This window comes from Brevibacterium sp. LAARM2_SD2 (assembly GCF_057364785.1).
In genome coordinates this window covers 17984-36252 of record NZ_JBNFOM010000023.1, presented here as the reverse complement: position 1 = coordinate 36252, position 18269 = coordinate 17984, and the positions used below count along the sequence as shown (strand labels likewise).

Below are 18269 nucleotides of genomic sequence, written 5' to 3'. Positions count from 1 at the left end.
CGGGGGCGTCCCGATACCGCCGTGATCGCGGGTCCCGCCCCTCGCCGAGGCGTCACCTCGCCGAGGCGGACGAACGTCCGTGATCAGCCCCCGAAGCCTCCCGCGGCACAGGGTGGGCGGAGTAGCCTTGTCTGTACCGGATCGAACCGAGCCGACAGGAGCTGACCATGGTCACCTGGCCGCGCGGCATCAGGCGCCTGAGGCACCGCACCGACCGTGAGGTCGTCGTCACCCGAGTCGAGGACTTCAGCGATCGCTACCGGCGCATCCACTTCACCGTTGACGACCTCCTGCACGATCTCACCGACGTCTATCCCACGGCGTGGGTGCGACTGTGGGTTCCCGAGTCTCCGGCCGGTGCCGACGCCAAGGCCGGCGATGGGTCCGCGAAGGCAGGTAACGGCGACGCTGCGACCACCGACCACCCGGGGCCCGCACGCGGATCCGGCCGTGTCAGCCGCCGCGACTACACGTTCGTCGACGTCGACATCCGATCCGGGTCGTTCGCCCTCGACCTCGTACTCCCGCACCACCGCACTGCGGGCGAGGCCGCCTTCGGCCCGGCGACGCGGTGGGCGCAGGCAGCGCAGCCGGGAACGGTGATCAACGCCTGCGTCACCCCGGACCGCCTCGATCTGCCGCGGGATACGAAGCGCCTCATCCTCCTCGGCGATCTCAGCACCGTGCCGGCGGTGAACTCGTGGCTGTCATGGATTCCCGATGAGGTCGAGGCCACGGCGATCATCGAGGACGACGGTGACACGGACGGCATCCCGCAGCGGCAGCGGGCGAACGCGACCTGGACGTGGGTGCGCAGCACCGGATCCCGCGGTCAGGCGCTCATCGACCATGTGCGCGACCTCGGACTCGGCCCCGCAGGTCTCTACGTCTGGGTCGCGGGGGAGCGGGGGCTCGTCTCTGCGGTCCGCCACGGCCTGCGCCGCGAGCTGCCGCTCGACCGGCGGCGGCACTTCTCCCAGGCCTACTGGTCAGACAGACGGTCAGCTCACGTCCCGGCCGGTGAGTCGACGGAATGACAGCCGCCGATCCGACCAACGTCGACCCCGCTGACATCGACGTCTTCAACGACATCGACGACCCCGACCTGTGGGTCAAGCCCAGCCCCCGGGCCGAGATCGCCGTCGTCGACCACGACCCGGCATGGGCCGCCCAGTACGAGGCGCTGGCCGTCGCGATCAGAGGTGCGCTCGGGAAGGGCGTCCTCGCGCTCCAGCACATCGGGTCGACCTCGGTGCCGGGTCTGGTCGCGAAACCCGTCATCGACATCGACCTCGTCGTCGCCGACCCCCGTGACGAGGACGCCTACCGGCCGGCGCTCGCCGAGGCGGGCTACGACCTCGTCATCCGCGAACCCGGCTGGTATGAGCACCGGGCCTTCCGGCACCAGGACCCCGATGGCATCCAGCAACTGCCCCTGAGCAATCTCCACGTCTTCGGCCCCCACTGCCCGGAAGTCGCCCGGCACCGCGTCTTCCGTGAGTGGCTGACGGCGAACCCGGAGGATCGGGAACGCTACGTCGAGGCGAAGCTGCGCGCCGCGGACGAAGCGAACGCCGCGGGGGAGACGACGATGGGCTACAACGCGCGCAAACAGGCCGTCATCCACGAGATCTATCGGCGAGCCTTCGCCGCCGCCGGGTGGATCTGAGGCTGCCCTGTCCGATCGGGTGGCCGCGCCGCAGCTCGGAGCGCCGAGGAGTTCCCCGACCCTGACCCGCCCCGCCGGGGTTGCCGGCACTGACCCGCCCCTTCGACGCTGCCGACCACGACCCCTGCCATCGTCGGTCCGGAGCGACTATGCTCGTTGGATGGCGAAGGCACTTCTCATCGTGGACGTCCAGAACGACTTCACCGAGGGCGGAGCGCTCGCGGTGACCGGCGGCGATGCCGTCGCGACCAGGATCTCCGACTACCTCGGCGAGTATGCCGGGGACTACGACGCGATCATCGCGTCCGCCGACTGGCATGACGGGGAGAACGACAATGGCGGGCACTTCGCGGCGGACCCCGACTTCGTCGACTCGTGGCCGGTCCACTGCGTCGCCGACACCGACGGTGCGGCCTTCGACCCGCTGCTGACGACGAGCCCGATCACCCACATGGTGCGCAAGGGTCAGGGGGTGCCCGCCTACTCCGCGTTCGAAGGGGCGACGGAGACGGGGGACCGCCTCGGCGATCTCCTGCAGAGGCTCGACGTCGCCGAGGTGGACGTCGTCGGCATCGCCACCGACCACTGCGTGCGCGCAACCGTCCTCGACGGTCTCAGCGAGGGCCTTCGCGTGCGCGTCCTCACCGACCTCATCGCCGGCGTCGGCGCCGATTCGAGTGCTCAGGCGCTCACCGAGATGAAGTCCGCCGGCGCCGTCATCGACTGACCTCGGCTCGGTCGGCGCCCCGCGGCCGGCATCGCCTCGGACGCTTCTCAGCAGGCTGAAGCACCTCGTCTCCCCGGCGAATATCCCCATCGAAAGTTGCAGACGAAGTCTCAACCGACAGGCGATGTGCCCGGTGCCCCTGCCCTGATGAGCTGGAGGCATGAAGAATCTGCTCACTCGCACCGGCACGGTCCTCGTGTCGAAACGCGGCGCCTGGCTCGTCCTCGCCGCCCTCGTCCTCCTCGTCACCGTCCTCTTCGGCCTCCTCTCCGGAGCCGGTGAGGACCGTCCCACGCAGTCCGCCCCGCCGGACTCGGAATCCGCGCGCGCCGAGGCGGTCCTCGATCAGTTCCCCGGCGCGAACGAGCAGTCGGTCATGGTCGTCGCCTCCCGCCCCGGCGGCGCGACGCTCAGCGCCGCGGACCGGGACGCGCTCGGCGAGCTGGGGTCCCGCCTCGGCGAGGACGGTGAAGCGGTCGGCGGTCCGATCGTCAGCGACGACGGTGAGGCGGCCCTGCTCATGGTGCCGATCACCGTCGGGCAGACGAACACGGAGACGGCCGAGACGGTCGGCGAGCTGCGGAGGACGATCGCCGCGGATCCCGGTGCGCAGGCGCTCGAGGACACGGGACTGGAGCTGCTCGTCACCGGTGGGCCGGCGATCGGCGCGGACATCGCCTCAGCCTTCGACGGCGCGGACTTCACCCTGCTCATCGTCACGATCGCCATCGTCGCGCTCCTCCTCATCGTCACCTACCGCTCGCCCATCCTCTGGCTGCTGCCGCTCATCGTCATCGGCACCGCCGACGGACTCGCCGGGCGCGTGACCGGGGCGATCGGCGACGGTCTCGATCTGCAGTTCGACGCCGGCATCATCAGCGTGCTCGTCTTCGGGGCCGGCGCGAACTACGCCCTCCTCCTCATCTCTCGCTACCGCGAGGAGCTCACCCGGCACCCGGATCATCGGTTCGCACTCGCCACGGCATGGCGGCACACGGCGACGACGATCCTCGCCTCGAACCTCACCGTCGTCCTCGCACTGCTCAGCCTCGTCCTCGCTGTCATCCCCGGCACCCGCGGACTCGGCATCACCGCTGCCGCCGGCCTCGTCATCGCCGCCTGCGCGGTCCTCCTCGCCCTCCCGCCCGTCCTCGCGATCTGCGGCAGGCGCGTGTTCTGGCCCTTCGTCCCGCGTCCCGCCGACGATGCCGACCCCGCCGAGGCGGCCGACGGTGCCGCTGCCGACCGCGGTGCCGCTGCCGACCGCGGTGCCGCCGCTTCCCGAGGCTCGGCCCAGGGTGCGACCACGCCGACGTTCTGGCGGGCCATCGCCACCCGGGTGGTCGCCCGCCCGGGGATCCACCTCGGTGTCGGCATCGCCCTCCTCGCGGTCATGGCAGCCGGCTTCATCGGCACGACCGTCGGTCTCGACCAGTCGGAGAAGTTCAGGGTGCAGTCGGAGTCCGCCCAGGGACTCGACGTCCTCGGCGAGCACTTCCCGCCCGGGGAATCCCAGCCGATCTGGATCGTCGCCGACGCGGGCGAGGCCGACGAGGTCGTCGACGCGGTCTCGGGCATCGACGGGGTCGTCCGTGCCGGGACCGTCGACGAGGCGACGGTCGAGGGATACCGGATCGCGAAGATCATGGTCACCGGCGAGTACGAACCCGACAGCCCGGAGGGACTCGCCCTCGTCGAGACGATCCGCTCTCAGGTCCACGCGGTCGACGGCGCGCACGCCGAGGTCGGAGGGGCCGCGGCGACCGAGCTCGACGCCCGTGACGGCAACGCCCGGGACCTCGCGACGATCGCTCCGCTCATCCTCGCCATCAGCTTCCTCGTCCTCCTCGCTATCCTCCGGGCACCGCTGGTCGCCCTCACCCTCCTCGTCGTCAACGTCGCCTCGACGGCGGCGGCGATCGGCCTCGGGTCGGCGCTGAGCAGGGTCTTCTTCGGGCAGGCGGCGATCGACGCGCAGGTGCCGATCCTCGCGTTCCTCTTCCTCGTCGCCCTCGGCATCGACTATTCGATCTTCCTCTCCCACCGGGCGAAGAAGGAGTCGGCGCTCCACGGGTCGAGGCAGGGCATCATCGAAGCCCTCGCCCACACCGGCGGGGTGATCACGAGCGCGGGCATCGTCCTCGCCGGGGTCTTCGCCGCCCTCGGTATGCTCCCGCTCATGGTGCTCGGCCAACTCGGGCTCATCGTCGGCGTCGGCGTCCTCGTCGACACGGTCCTCGTCCGCACCGTCATCGTGCCCGCGATCATCGCGCTCGCCGGTCCCCGGATCTGGTGGCCGGACCGGGCGATCACCGAGTTCGCGCCGGATGCGGGGACGGGAACCCGCGGCGAGGACAGCACCACCGCCCAGCTGGTATCGCGCGCGAACGTCGGCCTCGCGGTCGGGGCCGACGTCGCAGTCGAGGAAGGTTCCGCCCGCACCGGCGGTCCGATTGGGTACGCCCGGTGACAGTCGGGACCCAACCGGGGCGGTCCGCGGCCGCAGCAGAAGACGCGCGGACGCCTGCGGATGCAGGTTCGGCCGCCGCGGCGGGCCGCCCCGACGACTATCCTGACGGTGGGGGAGAAGGAGGAGCAGTGGGCCCACACAGGTGGACGGCGCGGACGATGGAGATCGGTCAGCACGCGATCGCTGTCGTCCTCACCGTGATCTCGAGCCTCCGGGCGATCACTGCGGGAGCCCCGGTTCTCGCAGTGGTTGCGGTCAGTCTCGTCCTCCTCGCCTGGTACGGGTTCGGCGCGGTGCGGGCCGCCCGCAGCGGCTCGGTCGACCTCGCCCGATGGTGGCTGCTCGTCCTCGCCGCGATCTGGCTGCTCATGCTCGTCTCTCCGCCGAATTCATCTGGGTCGCGTTCCTCCTCTGGCTGCTCGCCGGTCACCTCTTCTCCCTGCCCATCGCCGTCGTCTTCACCGCCGTGACCTACCTCGCGACCGTCGCGGCACCGCTCATCCACCACGGAAGCGTGAGCACTCCCGCGGTCATCGGCTCCCTCATCGGCGCGGTCTTCGCCCTCGGGCTCTCCCGCGGATACATCGAACTCCTCCGGGAGGGACGCCGACGCGAGGAGCTGCTCCAGTCGCTGGAGGCCGCCCACCGCAGCCTCCTCGACGTCCAGGACGAACTCGCCCTCACCCAGCGTCATGCGGGAGAGATCGAGGAGCGGACCCGGGTGTCTCGGGACATCCACGACACCGTGGCCCAGGAGATCTCCTCGATCCGCCTCATCTCCCACGCCGAGGCGGATCGCACGACAGACGCCCATGCCGCGCAGGTGCTGCGACAGGTCGAGGATCTCGCCGCCCAGGGGTCGCGCGATGTCCGTCGGATCATCGCCGCACTCGCCCCGGCCGAACTCGAGGATGCCGCCCTGCCCGCGGCCATCGGCCGCCTGCTCAGCAGGCTCGAGTCCGATACGACGATCCTGGCGGACCTCACCGTCGATGAGACTTGGCCGGCCCTGCCCGCCGAGGCGGAGGTCGCCCTCCTGCGGACCGCGCAGTCGGCGCTCGCCAACGTCCGTCAGCATGCGCAGGCCACACGCGTGCGCGTGAGCCTGAGCGACCTCGGCGATTCGATCAGAATGGACATCGTCGACGACGGCGTCGGCTTGGCCGACCCACAGACTCGGACGCGGAAGACCGACTCGGGGTTCGGACTCGACTTCATCGCCTCGCGGATGCGTGAACTCGGGGGCGAGCTCGACATCGAGACCGCCCCGGGAGCGGGCTTCGCGATCTCGGCGACGCTTCCGCGAGGAGGGCGCAGATGACGATCAGGGTCATCCTCGTCGACGACCACCCTGTGGTCAGGGCCGGGCTTCGCGCGGTCATCGACGTTCCCGAGCACATCGAGGTCGTCGGAGAAGCCGGCAGTGGGGAAGAGGCGCTCACCCTCTCCGAGCGGTTGAGCCCTGACGTCGTCGTGTGCGACCTGCGTCTGGGTGAGGGCATGGACGGGATCGCGACGACTACGGCTCTGCGGAACATGCCGACACCACCCGCGGTGCTCATCCTCACGACCTTCGACCATGATGCGGAGATCGTCGCAGCCTTGAGCGCCGGCGCGGCGGGCTACCTCCTCAAGGACATCGAACCGACCGAAATCTCCGTGGCGATCGAGCGCGCGGCCCGGGGCGAGACCTACCTTCCGCCGGAGATCAGCGCGAAGGCGATCGCGCAGATGCGCAATCCCGGTCCGCAGCTCACCCGCCGGGAACGTGAGGTCGTCGCCCTGCTCGCCACCGGGGCCTCGAATGCGCAGATCGCGCAGGAGCTCTTCGTCACCGAAGCGACCGTCAAGAGTCACCTTGTCAACGTCTTCGCCAAGCTCGGCGTCGATTCGCGAGCGCGGGCGATCCGGGTCGCGGAGGACCTCGGTCTCGTGTGAGGCAGTCCGTGGGGGCAGGTTGATCGGGCGTTCGGCCCGTGGCGGCATCCCGGCCGAAGCTGCGCCCGCAGGTGGCACGCACCTCGTCCCAACTACGGTCTGTCATGCCGCCGCGCCCCATGGCCTACATCCCGAGCCCGTAGTGCTCGGCGAAGGGATCCCAGTCCGGATCGCTGTGGACCTCGAGTTCGACGGTGCGGGCAGCAGTGGTCGCCGCCTCTTCACCGACCAGGCGGGCGATGAGCGCGGCAGTCATGTCCATGCCCGCCGCCACGCCCGACGACGTCCACCGGTCCCGGTCCTCGACCCAGCGGGCGTGCGGCACCCATTCGACGTCCGTCCCCTGCGCCGACGCCCAAGCGAAGGCCCGCTTGTTCGACGTCGCCCGGTACCCCTCGAGCAGCCCGGCCGCTGCGAGCACCGCCGAACCGGTGCACACCGAGGTGACAACGGAGGCCCGCGACGCCCACGCGGCGATGAGGTCGAGCAAGTCGTGGTCGTCGACGAGTCCTCGCGTTCCGCCTCCGCCGGGCACGAGAACGATGTCGGGAACCGACCCCGATGCCAGGGAGTCGGACAGGGAGTCGGTGGCGACCACCTCGGCGCCCTGACTGCTCCGGACCGGTCCCGGGCTCGCCGCGAGGTAGGTGATGGCGAAGCCGTCGGGGACGACGCTGAGCAGTTCGACGGGACCGAAGACGTCGAGGAGTTCGAAGCCCTCGAAGAGGACGATGCCCACGGTGCGCGGTGACGGACTCATGGGCTCATCGTAGAGCCCGGTGGTGACACGAGATCATCGGTGCGGGACCGGGCGGGATCCACACCGCCGACAGCTGGCGCTCGACCATTGCCCGACAACGTGACTACACGTGGACTACGATCAGCTCATGAATGTGAGGATTCCCCGATGAACCTGCGCGCCGTTTTCGCCGTCACGGCTGCGACGTTGCTGGCGGCGACCGGCTGCAGTGCCACTGCTCCGTCCACTGAGCAGACACCGACTCCCACCACCGTCCCCACCCTCAGCGACCCGATCGAGCTCGACTCCCTGTCCTCCGTCGTCGTCGACGACGGTGTCGGCCGTGCGCTCATCACCGACTGGAATGCCCAGAAGGTGCGCGTCATCGACGCGACCGGCAGCGAACTGTGGAGCAGGGACACCCTCATCGACGACGAGCGCGGCGGGGCGGAGGCATACTTGGCCGGTGAGAACGTCATCATCCATGATTACTCGGGCACGACGACGGCCTACGCGTGGTCGGACGGCAGTGAGCAGTGGTCGTTCACGGTGCCCGGCGATGAGGGCACCTGCCACCCGGCCACGGGATTCGGGTCGCAGACCACGGGAGTGAGCCCCAACCTCGGCGAGGGCGACCTCATCCTCCTCGCCTACCTCGGGATGGAGGACTCGGGGTGTGAGCCGACGTCGCCGGAGGGCAACCTCATGGTCGTCGCCCTCGATCCCCGCACGGGGAAGGAAGCCTGGCCTGCGCTGTCGTTGGGCGAGGAAGCCCGGACGTTCGGCGGCACAGCGGTCAACATCTCACCCGACCGGTCGACGGGATACCTGTCCTGGGACGATGATGGGACATCCGCGCTCAGCCGGATCGACCTGAAGACGGGGGAGCATTCGACGATCTCGCTCGAGACCGCGCGCACCGTCGACGACACGGGTGTCGACTACTACGACGTCAGACCCACCACGGACCCGGCGTCCGCCCTCTACGTCTACGGAGCCGAGGACCCCGACGATCCGCTCTCGGCCGCGGTGACGCGCACCGCCGTCCTCGACCTGCCCGCCGCCCCTCCGCAGTCGACGGATCCGGTCATGGCGGTCGCCGACACTCAGGGCTCGGGCACGCAGGGCGCCGGCGCGCAGACCGAGGCGACGATGGAGGACATCGTCGAGCCCGTGTGCGCAGTCGAACCCGCGTTCACCCCGCAGGGAGAGCCGACGTGCCTCCAGCCCCAGCTCTACGCCTCGGCGATCAAGTACCAGGGCTCCACCGGTGGACTGAAGGCATGGACGGCGGATGCCCCTGAGGCGGGCCTCGACTCCCTCGGGTTCCCCGGCGCCCCGCAGACCGCCCCCGTCGACGGGCCCGACGGCCCCCTCGTCATCGTGCCCGGGCTGCAGAAGTCGGTCGACGCGCTCGATGCACGGACGGGAAGGACCGTCTGGTCGGCAGGCGACGTGAGGACCGTCTCTGCTCCCACCGCGGAGGACGACGCCCAGTTCGGCATGCCGTGGGGCGGTCAGGGAGTGCTGCCCGACCTCGGTCTCGTCGTCGTCACCGACGCCGGGACGACGCGCTTCTATGAAGCGGCGACGGGCAGAGAGGTCTCTGAGAAGCAGACTTCCGAGTTCGCATCTCTGTCCTCGAGCCGGCGGTTCGTGCTCGTCTCCGACGAGGACTCGACGACGATGTGGGTCGTCATCGACCGGTGACCAGGCGCCGTTCGCTCGTGTGGGTTCGTCGATCAGCTGGCCTGACCGTCAGCGCCTGAGCCGCTCAGCGACCCGTGCGGTCGAGGAGCCGATCGAAGGTCTCGCACAGCGGCCAGAACTGCTCCCACGGCAGCGGCGTGCCCGCCAGCGACGCTTCGAAGAAGCTCAGGTGGGTGAGCCAGCCCGTCGCGTAGGAGTCGATGAGGTCGCCGAGGCCCAGGTGACGCAGAGTGAGCACGCTCGCAGGCTCTTCGTCGCCGCCGTCGGCTGACCGCCCGGAGGTGGACGTGCCGTCGGCTGACGGTCCGGAGGCGGACGTGCCGTCGGCCGACGGGCCCTCCACGCCCTCTCCGCTGAGATCGCCGGCGGCGACCGCCACGGAGATCCGGCTCGTCGGCTCGTCCGGGAACGACCACGTCATCTCTGCGGAGTGGCCGTCGATCGCAAGGACCTCCGACCGGCACAGGTAGCTGTCGGCATGGTCGACGATGATCTCACCGCCGAGGCGGCTGTCGAAGGTCAGCGGTCGCCCGAGCCACTCGCTGAGAGCGTCGACGTCCTGCAGATGCGCCCACACAGCGTCGGCGCCGGCCGGCAGTCGCCAGCCGATCGTGAGGCAGTCGGCCGAGCGGTCGGGGTCGATCTGGATGACGGGCATCGTGTGTCACTCCTCGCATCGGGTGGAGGGGTCCCCGTGCCACGGGACCCTGTGCCCACGAGACTAGCCGACCTTCCGGGGCGGCCGGCAGAGCCTGACGGGGTGGACGGCGACCCGATCACATTCGCGTCACCGTTCCGCGGCGAACGGTCCGCAGCCCGATCCGGCTTGTACCCTGAGCGCTATGGACACCGCAGAAGAGTTCGCACCGCTGGTCCTCATGGTCGCCGTCGTCTGCGTCTCGCCGCTGCTGGCCAGGCTCACCCGCGGATGGGTGCCCGACACGGTGTGGCTCCTCCTCGGCGGTCTCCTCATCGGTCCCTCCGTGCTCGGACTCGCCCACCCGTCAGAGAGCCTCGGCCTCCTCTCAGAGATCGGACTCGGCCTCCTCTTCCTCCTCGCGGGCTTCGAGATCGACCCGCAGGCGATGAAGTCGCGGCAGGGCAGGCTCTCGTGGCTGGTCTGGGCTGTGAGCTTCGCCCTCGCCGTCGGCTTCTCCGCACTCTTCGCCGGTGATCTCGGATTCTTCGGCTGGGCGGCCATCGGCCTGGCCCTCACCTCGACTGCCCTGGGCACGCTCCTGCCGATCCTCACCAGCGCAGGGGTCCTGCGCACCCCCGTGGGAGCGGGCACGATGGTCCACGGCGCCGTCGGCGAGCTCGGCCCCGTGCTCGCCATGGCCCTCCTCCTCTCGGGACGCAGCTTCTCCCTCAGCGCCCTCATCCTCGTCGCCTTCGTCGTCATCATGGCTCTCACCGTCGTCATCCCCCTCCACCTCGGCAGCCGCATCCCCTCCCTGCAGCGGGCGATGATCGACGGCGCCAGCGGCACCTCCCAACTCGTGCTGCGCACGATCATGCTCGTCCTCATCGCCCTGATGTTCCTCTCCGCCCTCCTCGACCTCGACGTCGTCCTCGGTGCGTTCATGGCCGGCATGCTCGTCAAGCGGATCGCCCCCGCCGAGGCGGTCGAACGTCTCGAGGTCGGCCTCCAGACCCTGGGGTTCTCCTTCTTCATCCCCGTCTTCTTCGTCTACTCGGGGATGGGCATCGCCCTGGCCGCCGTCGCCGAACAGCCCCTCACCCTCCTCTGGTTCTTCACAGCGATCCTGCTGCTCAGAGGTCTGCCGCTCATGCTCGGTGAGCGCTTCCTCTGCATCACCCCCGGCGTCAGCGGTCTCAGGGAGCAGGCGCAGGTGGGCCTCTACGGGGCCACGGGACTGCCGATCATCGTCGCCGTGACCTCCCTGGCTGAGAGCTCCGGTCTGCTCACCGCCGACATCGGGTCCCTCCTCGTCCTCGCCGGCGCGTGCACCGTCCTCGTCTTCCCGGCTCTCGCTGCGGTCCTCCGGTCCACCAGGGCGCCGTCGGAGACGAGCCTCGACGAGACGCGGTGAACGGGGAGACACGGGCGAGGGCGCGTGAGCGCTGCGGCGAACCGTCCGCGACGCGGGTCTGAACTTCTCGTGTCGGATGGTTGTAAGTTAAATAACTGATAGGTAACTGCCGCGCGTGTCCTTCCTGGTGACAGCGTTCCGTCTCAGCCGGTGAGGCCGTGGGATTCACGATCTGAGGCTCCGGAGGCTGTTGCCGTCCATGTCCGGGAGGTAGGCTCGGCGGTGCATGAGACCACAGACGGAGGCAGAGATGGCGGATATGAAGAAGGTGCTCCACAGCCTGACTCATAACCCCGCCACCCGACGCATCGGGGCGCTGTCGGGCAACACCAAGGGCATCGACGGCGACGAGAAGTCCGATGCCGAGCGCACGCAGGCCACCGACGCCTCGGCGGGCGAAGGCACGGACCGCGGAGGCAGCGGCGATCGCGGCGGCCAGGGCTCGGACGGCACGGACCGTTCGCACGGCACGGACCGCCTCGGCGAGGATCCCACCGGCGATGACGCGGCCGGCTCCGGTTCCGGTGCGGCGGGACCCGGCGGACCCGGGAAGCGGCCGCTGCCCCACGTCGGCGAACTCACCTCGGCGAGCGAAGAGGCGATCGTCGACCCGTCCGAGGCGATCCTCGAGAGCATCGACCTCGACTCCTGGAAGTGGCCGGAGTACTTCGCCTTCGCGCTCACCCGGATGGAGGAGATCTTCCCCAGCGCCGGGATCCCGCGCGGCATCGGCTCCGTGTGCGAGTACATCTCGCAGGACAACGACTTCCGGTCGCTGACGATCGATGCGAAGAAGTGGACCGCGGCAGACGACGAAGGCTGGACGACCGTCGGCGACGTCCTCGCCAACACCTTCACCGACGCCTGGCTCGTCACCCGCGGCGGGGTCGCGATCGCCGAGGAGTACGCGTGGCCGATGAAGCCGGCCCGGCGCCACATGCTCTTCTCCGTGAGCAAGTCGATCGTCTCGATCGTCGTCGGCGCGCTCGCCGATGCGGGACTGCTCCGCGTCGACGACCTCGTCACCACCCATGTTCCCGCGCTCGGCAAGAGCGGCTATGCCGGGGCCACGATCCGCGACCTCCTCGATATGCGCTCGGGCGTGAAGTTCTCCGAGGAGTACCTCGAGGACGGCTCGGAGATCCGCAGGCTCTTCGAGGCCGTCGACTTCGCGCCGCGGACCCCCACCTCGGCGCACGGGATCAAGGACTTCCTCACCGGGCTGACGAGCGAACGCGAACACGGGTCCTCCTTCGTCTACCGCAGCTGTGAGACCGACGTGCTCGCCTGGGTGTGCGAGAACGTCGTCGGACGCCCGTTCGCTGTCGTCGCCAGCGAATTCGTGTGGTCGCGCATCGGTGCCGCCCACGCGGCGCAGGTCTGTCAGGACCGATGGGGCGGCTCGATCGCCGACGGCGCCATCAGCACGACCCTGCGCGACCTCGGTCGCTTCGGCGAGATGATCGCCCGCGGCGGGGTCAACGCCGACGGCACCCGCGTCGTCTCCGAGGCCTGGGTCGACGACATCTTCGCAGGCGGTCCTGACTCGGCGCAGGTCTTCGCCGAATCCGCCTCCGGCCAGTCGTATCCCGGCGGGATGTACCGGAGCCAGTTCTGGGTGCCCTCGGCCAGTCGAGACGTCGTCATCGGCATCGGCATCCACGGGCAGATGCTCTACATCGACCGTGCCACGCAGACCGTGGGCGTCAAGCTCTCCTCCGATCCGGAACCCGTGTCCCTGGCCGCCCAGCACGGCACCCTGGCGATGTTCGAAGCCATCACCGAGGCTGTCCCCGCCGAGGTGGTCCCCCCGACCCCATCGGCGCTGCCCGAGAAGGCGGTGACCCCCGGGCCGCTCACCGGTGCTGCCGAGGCGCGGACCGGGACCGTCGAGGCCCCCGGCGCTGCCGGTGTCGCCGGCGCACCGGCCGGTGCAGGGACGGAGAATCCTGCCGGAACCGCGGGGTCGAATCCCGCGGTGGGTGCGGGCGCGGCCCCTCCGGCAGGGGCCGGGTCGGGAGCCGCCGCACCCGTCGGACTCCACGCCGGGACCGTAGGCAGCGGTCTCGTCGCAGGCGGGGGAATCGGCGTGGCAACCCTGCCGGGAATCGTCCCCGGCAGCTACGCGTACTGACTGCGCGCACGGGCGAAGGCGACCGCAGCCGAACACACGGCGACGACGGAGACCGAGTTCGCCCCGGCGCGAGCCGTGGCCCCCGGCCCGACCCCCGCCGGGGTTCCCGGTCCGACGCCTGCCGGGGTTACGCCGACAGGCCCAGGTGAGTGCCTAGACTGGAGGGCACGATGACTGCCGACGCACTGCTGCCCTCAGCACGGCGCACCCCGCGCCCGAAACCTCACCGCATGGCCGTGCTCGTGCTCGCGGGGGTCTCGGCGATCGACCTCGGCGTCCCGGTGCAGGTCTTCGGCGCCGAGTCGAACAGCGTCGGCCAGGTGCCCGGGACGGCGACGACCGCCGGTGGCTGGCCCTACTCGGTGACCGTGTGCGGGGTCGAACCCGGAACGGTCACCGGAGCCGACGGACTCTCCTTCGCCGTCGACCACGGGCTCGAGGCGCTCGCCGAGGCCGACACGATTCTCATCCCCGGGGCCTCCTCGGCGGTCGCAGGGGAGGCCCCGGCCGCTGTCATCGGCGGACTCCTCACCGCCTTCGAGCGGGGCGCGCGGATCGCAGCATTGTCGACGGGCACCTTCGTCCTTGCGCGCACGGGTCTCCTCGACGGCCGTCGGGCGACGACCCACTGGTCGACGGCGCAGGCGCTCGCCCGCCGCTATCCGACGATCGACGTCGACGAGAACGTCCTCTTCATCGACGAAGGTCAGCTGCTCACCTCGGCGGGGGCCGCCTCGGCGATCGACCTCTGTCTCCATCTCATTCGGCGCGACCACGGTGTGGGCCTGTCCAACCAGGTCGCCCGCCGTCTCGTCGCCGCAGCCTATCGGAGTGCCGGGCAGGCGCAGTATGTGCCCCGCAGCGTTCCCGAGCCCCTCGGCGACGTCTTCGCCGACACCCGGCAGTGGGCGCTGCAGCACATCGGGGAGGAGCTCACCCTCGGCCAGCTCGCCGCGAACGCCGGAGTCTCGGTGCGCACATTCTCCCGGCGCTTCGTCGAGGACACCGGGTACACCCCGATGCAGTGGGTGCTCCGCGCCCGCGTCGACCTCGCCCGGGAGCTGCTGGAGAACACCGACCTGGGGATCGAGCAGATCGCCGACCAGGTGGGGCTCGGCACCGGGGCGAACCTGCGGATGCACTTCCAGCGCATCCTCTCGATCTCCCCGAACGAGTACCGGCACACGTTCTCGGGCTGAGACACAGCTTGTCGTGGTGAGAGCAGGTGTGGCCGGAAACTTTCGCTTTGTGGCAATAAGACTGGCGAGAACCTTTCGCAGGTTGTCGTGCTGGCCACTGTTGTCGGGTCGTCGCGCTGGGGATCATGGTGATGTACCGGTTATCAGACCTCCCAAGGAGAGACATTGACCCGCATCGCCATCAACGGATTCGGTCGCATCGGTCGCGCCACCCTGCGCGCGCTCAGCGAGCGCAACAGCGAGATCGACGTCGTCGCGATCAACGACCTCGGTGACGTCGAGGAGCTCGCTCGTCTCCTCAAGTTCGACACCACCCTCGGACGCTTCCCCGGAACCGTCGAGGCCACCGGCGACAGCATCGTCGTCAACGGCCACTCGATCCGCGTCTTCGCCGAGAAGGACCCGGCCCAGCTGCCGTGGGGCGACCTCGACATCGACGTCGTCCTCGAGTCCACCGGCCGCTTCACCAAGGCGGACAAGGCCCGCGCACACATCGACGCCGGAGCGAAGAAGGTCCTCGTCAGCGCCCCCTCGAAGGGTGCGGACGTCACCCTGGCCTACGGTGTCAACACCGATGCCTACACCCCCGAGGCGACGATCATCTCCAATGCCTCGTGCACGACGAACGCACTCGCCCCGCTTGCGAAGGTCCTCGACGACCTCGCCGGAATCGAGCACGGCTTCATGACCACCGTCCACGCCTACACCGGCGACCAGAACCTCCAGGACGGCCCGCACAAGGATCCGCGTCGGGCGCGCGCTGCGGCGGCGAACATCATCCCGACCTCGACCGGCGCGGCGAAGGCCATCGGACTCGTGCTTCCGGGCCTCGACGGCAAGCTCAGCGGCGACGCGATGCGCGTGCCGGTTCCGGTCGGCTCGATCGTCGAACTCAACACGACGGTCTCCCGCGACGTCACCCGCGACGAGGTGCTCGCCGCCTACCGCGCGGCCGCCGACGGACCGCTCAACGGCATCCTCGACTACGAAGAGGAGCCCGTGGTCTCCTCCGACATCGTCGGGCAGCCCGCCTCGTCGATCTTCGACGCCGAACTCACCCGCGTCGACGGCCGCAACGTCAAGGTCGTCGCCTGGTACGACAACGAATGGGGCTTCTCCAACCGCGTCGTCGACAACCTCGAACTCATCGGCCGCAGCTGAGACCGGCGGTTGAGTTCAGCGGCGCCTGAGCTCGAATCGCACTGCGGGGCGTCCCTCATCGAGAGGGGCGCCCCGCAGTGCATTCACCGGTCGCAGGCTGCGTGTTCGGGGTGTGCCGAACACGCCGCCTGCGTGGGATCAGACGTCGTCGGCGCCGGTCGTGCCGCCTTCGTTCTCCCAGCGCTCGACGGCGCGGACCTTGAGCCGATTGAATCGCAGGCGCACGCCGTATCCGCCGTCATCGCCGTCGGGGATGAAGTGGGCGCCGTAGTGCTCGAGAGCGTGGACGAGTCGACGCTCCTGTTCCGAGGTGAGGTCGTCGCGGCACTTCTCGTAGTCCTTGAGGTCGGCCTTGTCGATCTCCGCCTGCGCGGCGACATCGGCCGCCGAGACCTGGCAGAGGATCCGTGCCGCGCGGGCCAGGGGCCCGTCGATGATCATCTCTTCGCTGTTCATGGCTCAACACTGCCAGACCGATGTTGCACGTGCCAAGACGCGCTGTCAGTTCCCTCTCGGCGACGATTGCGGAACGCCATCGGCGTTTTTCGCCGATCGCCGTTCGAATCCACTCCGATCATCTCATGTCAGTGCCGAGGATTACGCTCGTCGTCACCCTCCCGGCCACCAGGGCCGGGGAACCCGCATCGCGAAGGCGATGCCCGACGAAAGGTCAGACCGATGGAGATCACGACCGACGGAGTCGACCGGCTGGTGCAACGCTGTCGAGAACTCGTCGCAGACGACGAGCGCCCGCACCCGATCAGCCACCCGCAGAGTCTCGCGCTGTGCATCATCGATGCGATCTACGCGACCGGCTCCCACCCCACAGCCGTCGCCAATGTCCTCGACCGATACGTGTCGAGACACGGGTACCGGGACGGGGCGAAAGCGCTGCGGTACTCGATCGCGGCTGCCGGCGGCGCGAAGGCGTGGGCGGAGACCGTCGCATGCAATCGCAAACCCGCCAACACCCATCCCGGCGCCCCACTCAAGGCCGAGGTCGTCGACCGGGCGACCCGGCTCATGGCCGATCTCGACATCGACACCGTGCCCGATCTGCTCTCGGCGATCGGGCCCGACGTCCGCGAGAACCCGGTCGCCGAGGGATGGACGGCGCTGCCGAGTCAGCACTCGGCGGTGACCTACTTCCACCTCCTCTCCCTCGCCGGCTCCGATCATTTCGAGCCCGATCGGGTCGTCCTCCGGTATCTCGGTGAGACCGTCCGCGCCGCGCCGACGGTGCCGATGGGTCGCGCACGGTGGAAGCCGTTGCCGACGCCGAGGAGGTGGCCGAGCCGATCGGTGACCATGGCGGCGGCGAGGCTGGAGGTGAGAGGGAGGGCAGAGGCGAGACGGAGACGCTGACCCCGGACGCGCCCGGCGGCTCATCGACATGGCGGCACCCGTCCTCCGCGTCGATGCCGCGGATCTCGCCAGGCTCGTCTGGCAGGCCGCCCATCGCAGGATCATGCCGGCCGGGATCGGCCGTCAGGACGACGAGGAGCCGGTGCTCAGCGCACGAGCCGGCTGATGGCCACCGCTGCTACCCCTGGGCCCTCGCCTTGCGGTTCTCCTTGACGAAGGCGTAGACGAAGATGCCGATGATGAAGGCGAAGGTGATCCACAGGGCGTATCTGTCGATGACTGCAAGGACGTCGACGGCCGCTTGGCCGAGCTGATAGCCGAGCATCGCCCAGATGAGCGTGAAGATGAGGCTGCCGATGAAGTCGGCGATGAGGAAGGTGCGCAGGCGCATGCCCGTCCACCCGGCGACGATGAAGACGAGCGTCTGCGGGATTCCGGGGCAGCGGGCGATGACGGTCATGAGGAAGAGCGCCCAGCTGGGAATGCCCTTGAGCCGCTCGATGCGTTTGAGCTGCCGTTCGTCCTGGGCGAAGAGCCGGAGCACACCGTCGGCCCAGCGCCGACCGGCGAGCCAGAACGCCCAGTCGAGTTTGACCATGCCGACGAAGCCGGCGACGATGACGAGCCACAGTGGGATCTCCCCGACCCGGGCGTAGGCGCCGGCGGCGACGATGGCGGTCTTCGCCCCGTTGATGAATTCCTGGAGCACCGGGGCGTTGACGAGCATCCACGGGCGCAGCGGCAGAAGCGCGAGGTAGATGATCGGGACGCCGATGATGACGAAGAGGAGCAGCTTGTCGAGCGGTGCCGCCTTCCCCTGCCAGGGTTTGAGCGCCGCCCAGGGGTTCTCCTTCGCTGCCGCGGCGGTCGACTCGCCGTTCGCGGCGGGGGCATCGTCGTCGGGGAGGGAGTCGTCGCGGCGGTCGTGTTCGTCGTCGGGGCGGCGTTCCACGCTGATGGGATCTCCTGCGGCTGCGTCGGCGGTGGGCGTTCACAGTATCGCATGCCTGCGTGGACGCCGCTTAAGAAGACTCTCATCGCCGATCGCTCGACATCGACCGCGGCCTTGGGCAGGGTGGAAGGTGTGGGACGACAGTCGAAAG

General features: G+C 69.6%; 18 protein-coding genes. 14 read left to right on the top strand and 4 right to left on the bottom strand.

All coding sequences use genetic code 11. The features are described 5' to 3' along the window. Positions 1-167 precede the first annotated feature (167 nt). The 7 genes from AC2W7K_RS13985 to AC2W7K_RS13955 all read left to right on the top strand — a co-directional run bounded on the left by AC2W7K_RS13985 (position 168) and on the right by AC2W7K_RS13955 (position 6804). Entirely contained in the window at positions 168-1037 is an 870-nt protein-coding gene (locus tag AC2W7K_RS13985; protein ID WP_063251019.1) for a siderophore-interacting protein, read from the top strand. Then, on the top strand, positions 1034-1669 hold the full coding sequence (locus AC2W7K_RS13980) for a GrpB family protein (RefSeq protein WP_156491211.1): 636 nt from the start codon (positions 1034-1036) through the stop codon (positions 1667-1669). Before AC2W7K_RS13985 ends, AC2W7K_RS13980 begins: the two co-directional genes overlap by 4 nt. 160 nt (positions 1670-1829) lie before the next feature. Continuing rightward, a complete protein-coding gene (locus AC2W7K_RS13975; protein ID WP_009381031.1) occupies positions 1830-2396 on the top strand; it encodes an isochorismatase family protein in 567 nt (188 codons plus the stop codon). Positions 2397-2556: 160 nt separating this feature from the next. Then, on the top strand, positions 2557-4866 hold the full coding sequence (locus AC2W7K_RS13970) for an MMPL family transporter (RefSeq protein WP_063251020.1): 2310 nt from the start codon (positions 2557-2559) through the stop codon (positions 4864-4866). Positions 4867-4994: 128 nt separating this feature from the next. Then, positions 4995-5336 carry a hypothetical protein gene (locus tag AC2W7K_RS13965; RefSeq protein ID WP_486006303.1) on the top strand — a complete coding sequence of 114 codons (342 nt, stop codon included), beginning with the start codon at positions 4995-4997 and terminating at the stop codon, positions 5334-5336. Further along, positions 5333-6187, top strand: coding sequence for a sensor histidine kinase (locus AC2W7K_RS13960; protein WP_486006306.1), 855 nt, complete (start codon positions 5333-5335; stop codon positions 6185-6187). The genes AC2W7K_RS13965 and AC2W7K_RS13960 overlap by 4 nt, the downstream gene beginning before the upstream one ends. Continuing rightward, positions 6184-6804 (top strand): response regulator, encoded by a 621-nt coding sequence (locus AC2W7K_RS13955; RefSeq protein ID WP_009381027.1) that lies wholly within the window; start codon positions 6184-6186, stop codon positions 6802-6804. The genes AC2W7K_RS13960 and AC2W7K_RS13955 overlap by 4 nt, the downstream gene beginning before the upstream one ends. 124 nt (positions 6805-6928) lie before the next feature. On the opposite strand, the gene AC2W7K_RS13950 is transcribed toward AC2W7K_RS13955, so the two are convergent. Further along, on the bottom strand, positions 6929-7564 hold the full coding sequence (locus AC2W7K_RS13950) for a DJ-1/PfpI family protein (protein WP_009381026.1): 636 nt from the start codon (positions 7562-7564) through the stop codon (positions 6929-6931). A gap of 147 nt (positions 7565-7711) precedes the next feature. On the opposite strand from AC2W7K_RS13950, the gene AC2W7K_RS13945 reads away from it, so the two are divergent. After that, on the top strand, positions 7712-9253 hold the full coding sequence (locus AC2W7K_RS13945) for an outer membrane protein assembly factor BamB family protein (RefSeq protein WP_009381024.1): 1542 nt from the start codon (positions 7712-7714) through the stop codon (positions 9251-9253). A gap of 64 nt (positions 9254-9317) precedes the next feature. On the opposite strand, the gene AC2W7K_RS13940 is transcribed toward AC2W7K_RS13945, so the two are convergent. Further along, a complete protein-coding gene (locus AC2W7K_RS13940) occupies positions 9318-9911 on the bottom strand; it encodes an SRPBCC family protein (RefSeq protein ID WP_009381019.1) in 594 nt (197 codons plus the stop codon). Between the two features lie 184 nt (positions 9912-10095). Here AC2W7K_RS13940 and AC2W7K_RS13935 point away from each other — a divergent pair, with 184 nt between their 5' ends. The 4 genes from AC2W7K_RS13935 to gap all read left to right on the top strand — a co-directional run bounded on the left by AC2W7K_RS13935 (position 10096) and on the right by gap (position 15801). Next, on the top strand, positions 10096-11307 hold the full coding sequence (locus AC2W7K_RS13935; RefSeq protein WP_009381018.1) for a cation:proton antiporter: 1212 nt from the start codon (positions 10096-10098) through the stop codon (positions 11305-11307). 226 nt (positions 11308-11533) lie between these two features. Then, positions 11534-13441 (top strand): serine hydrolase domain-containing protein, encoded by a 1908-nt coding sequence (locus AC2W7K_RS13930; protein ID WP_223289905.1) that lies wholly within the window; start codon positions 11534-11536, stop codon positions 13439-13441. Positions 13442-13611: 170 nt separating this feature from the next. After that, on the top strand, positions 13612-14640 hold the full coding sequence (locus AC2W7K_RS13925; RefSeq protein WP_009381015.1) for a GlxA family transcriptional regulator: 1029 nt from the start codon (positions 13612-13614) through the stop codon (positions 14638-14640). A gap of 165 nt (positions 14641-14805) precedes the next feature. Then, complete coding sequence (gene gap, locus AC2W7K_RS13920) at positions 14806-15801, top strand: type I glyceraldehyde-3-phosphate dehydrogenase (RefSeq protein WP_009381013.1); 996 nt, start codon at positions 14806-14808, stop codon at positions 15799-15801. Between the two features lie 138 nt (positions 15802-15939). Here gap and AC2W7K_RS13915 read toward each other — a convergent pair whose 3' ends face one another. Next, positions 15940-16257 (bottom strand): hypothetical protein, encoded by a 318-nt coding sequence (locus tag AC2W7K_RS13915; RefSeq protein ID WP_063251021.1) that lies wholly within the window; start codon positions 16255-16257, stop codon positions 15940-15942. 222 nt (positions 16258-16479) lie between these two features. Here AC2W7K_RS13915 and AC2W7K_RS13910 point away from each other — a divergent pair, with 222 nt between their 5' ends. Next, positions 16480-17166: a hypothetical protein gene (locus AC2W7K_RS13910; RefSeq protein WP_486006302.1), complete on the top strand. Its 687-nt coding sequence runs from the start codon at positions 16480-16482 to the stop codon at positions 17164-17166. Positions 17167-17194: 28 nt separating this feature from the next. Beyond that, on the top strand, positions 17195-17332 hold the full coding sequence (locus AC2W7K_RS13905) for a hypothetical protein (protein WP_486006301.1): 138 nt from the start codon (positions 17195-17197) through the stop codon (positions 17330-17332). Positions 17333-17344: 12 nt separating this feature from the next. Here the strand turns inward: AC2W7K_RS13905 and AC2W7K_RS13900 are convergent, their stop codons facing one another. After that, positions 17345-18118: a DedA family protein gene (locus tag AC2W7K_RS13900; protein WP_063251023.1), complete on the bottom strand. Its 774-nt coding sequence runs from the start codon at positions 18116-18118 to the stop codon at positions 17345-17347. Positions 18119-18269: the final 151 nt, after the last annotated feature.

Coding starts and splice junctions, on each gene's coding strand:
- AC2W7K_RS13985 (WP_063251019.1), top strand. CDS start 168: ATGGTCACCTGGCCGCGCGGCATCAGGCGCCTGAGGCACCGCACCGAC.
- AC2W7K_RS13980 (WP_156491211.1), top strand. CDS start 1,034: ATGACAGCCGCCGATCCGACCAACGTCGACCCCGCTGACATCGACGTC.
- AC2W7K_RS13975 (WP_009381031.1), top strand. CDS start 1,830: ATGGCGAAGGCACTTCTCATCGTGGACGTCCAGAACGACTTCACCGAG.
- AC2W7K_RS13970 (WP_063251020.1), top strand. CDS start 2,557: ATGAAGAATCTGCTCACTCGCACCGGCACGGTCCTCGTGTCGAAACGC.
- AC2W7K_RS13955 (WP_009381027.1), top strand. CDS start 6,184: ATGACGATCAGGGTCATCCTCGTCGACGACCACCCTGTGGTCAGGGCC.
- AC2W7K_RS13950 (WP_009381026.1), bottom strand. CDS start 7,564: ATGAGTCCGTCACCGCGCACCGTGGGCATCGTCCTCTTCGAGGGCTTC.
- AC2W7K_RS13945 (WP_009381024.1), top strand. CDS start 7,712: ATGAACCTGCGCGCCGTTTTCGCCGTCACGGCTGCGACGTTGCTGGCG.
- AC2W7K_RS13940 (WP_009381019.1), bottom strand. CDS start 9,911: ATGCCCGTCATCCAGATCGACCCCGACCGCTCGGCCGACTGCCTCACG.
- AC2W7K_RS13935 (WP_009381018.1), top strand. CDS start 10,096: ATGGACACCGCAGAAGAGTTCGCACCGCTGGTCCTCATGGTCGCCGTC.
- AC2W7K_RS13930 (WP_223289905.1), top strand. CDS start 11,534: ATGAGACCACAGACGGAGGCAGAGATGGCGGATATGAAGAAGGTGCTC.
- AC2W7K_RS13925 (WP_009381015.1), top strand. CDS start 13,612: ATGACTGCCGACGCACTGCTGCCCTCAGCACGGCGCACCCCGCGCCCG.
- AC2W7K_RS13915 (WP_063251021.1), bottom strand. CDS start 16,257: ATGAACAGCGAAGAGATGATCATCGACGGGCCCCTGGCCCGCGCGGCA.
- AC2W7K_RS13910 (WP_486006302.1), top strand. CDS start 16,480: ATGGAGATCACGACCGACGGAGTCGACCGGCTGGTGCAACGCTGTCGA.
- AC2W7K_RS13905 (WP_486006301.1), top strand. CDS start 17,195: ATGGCGGCACCCGTCCTCCGCGTCGATGCCGCGGATCTCGCCAGGCTC.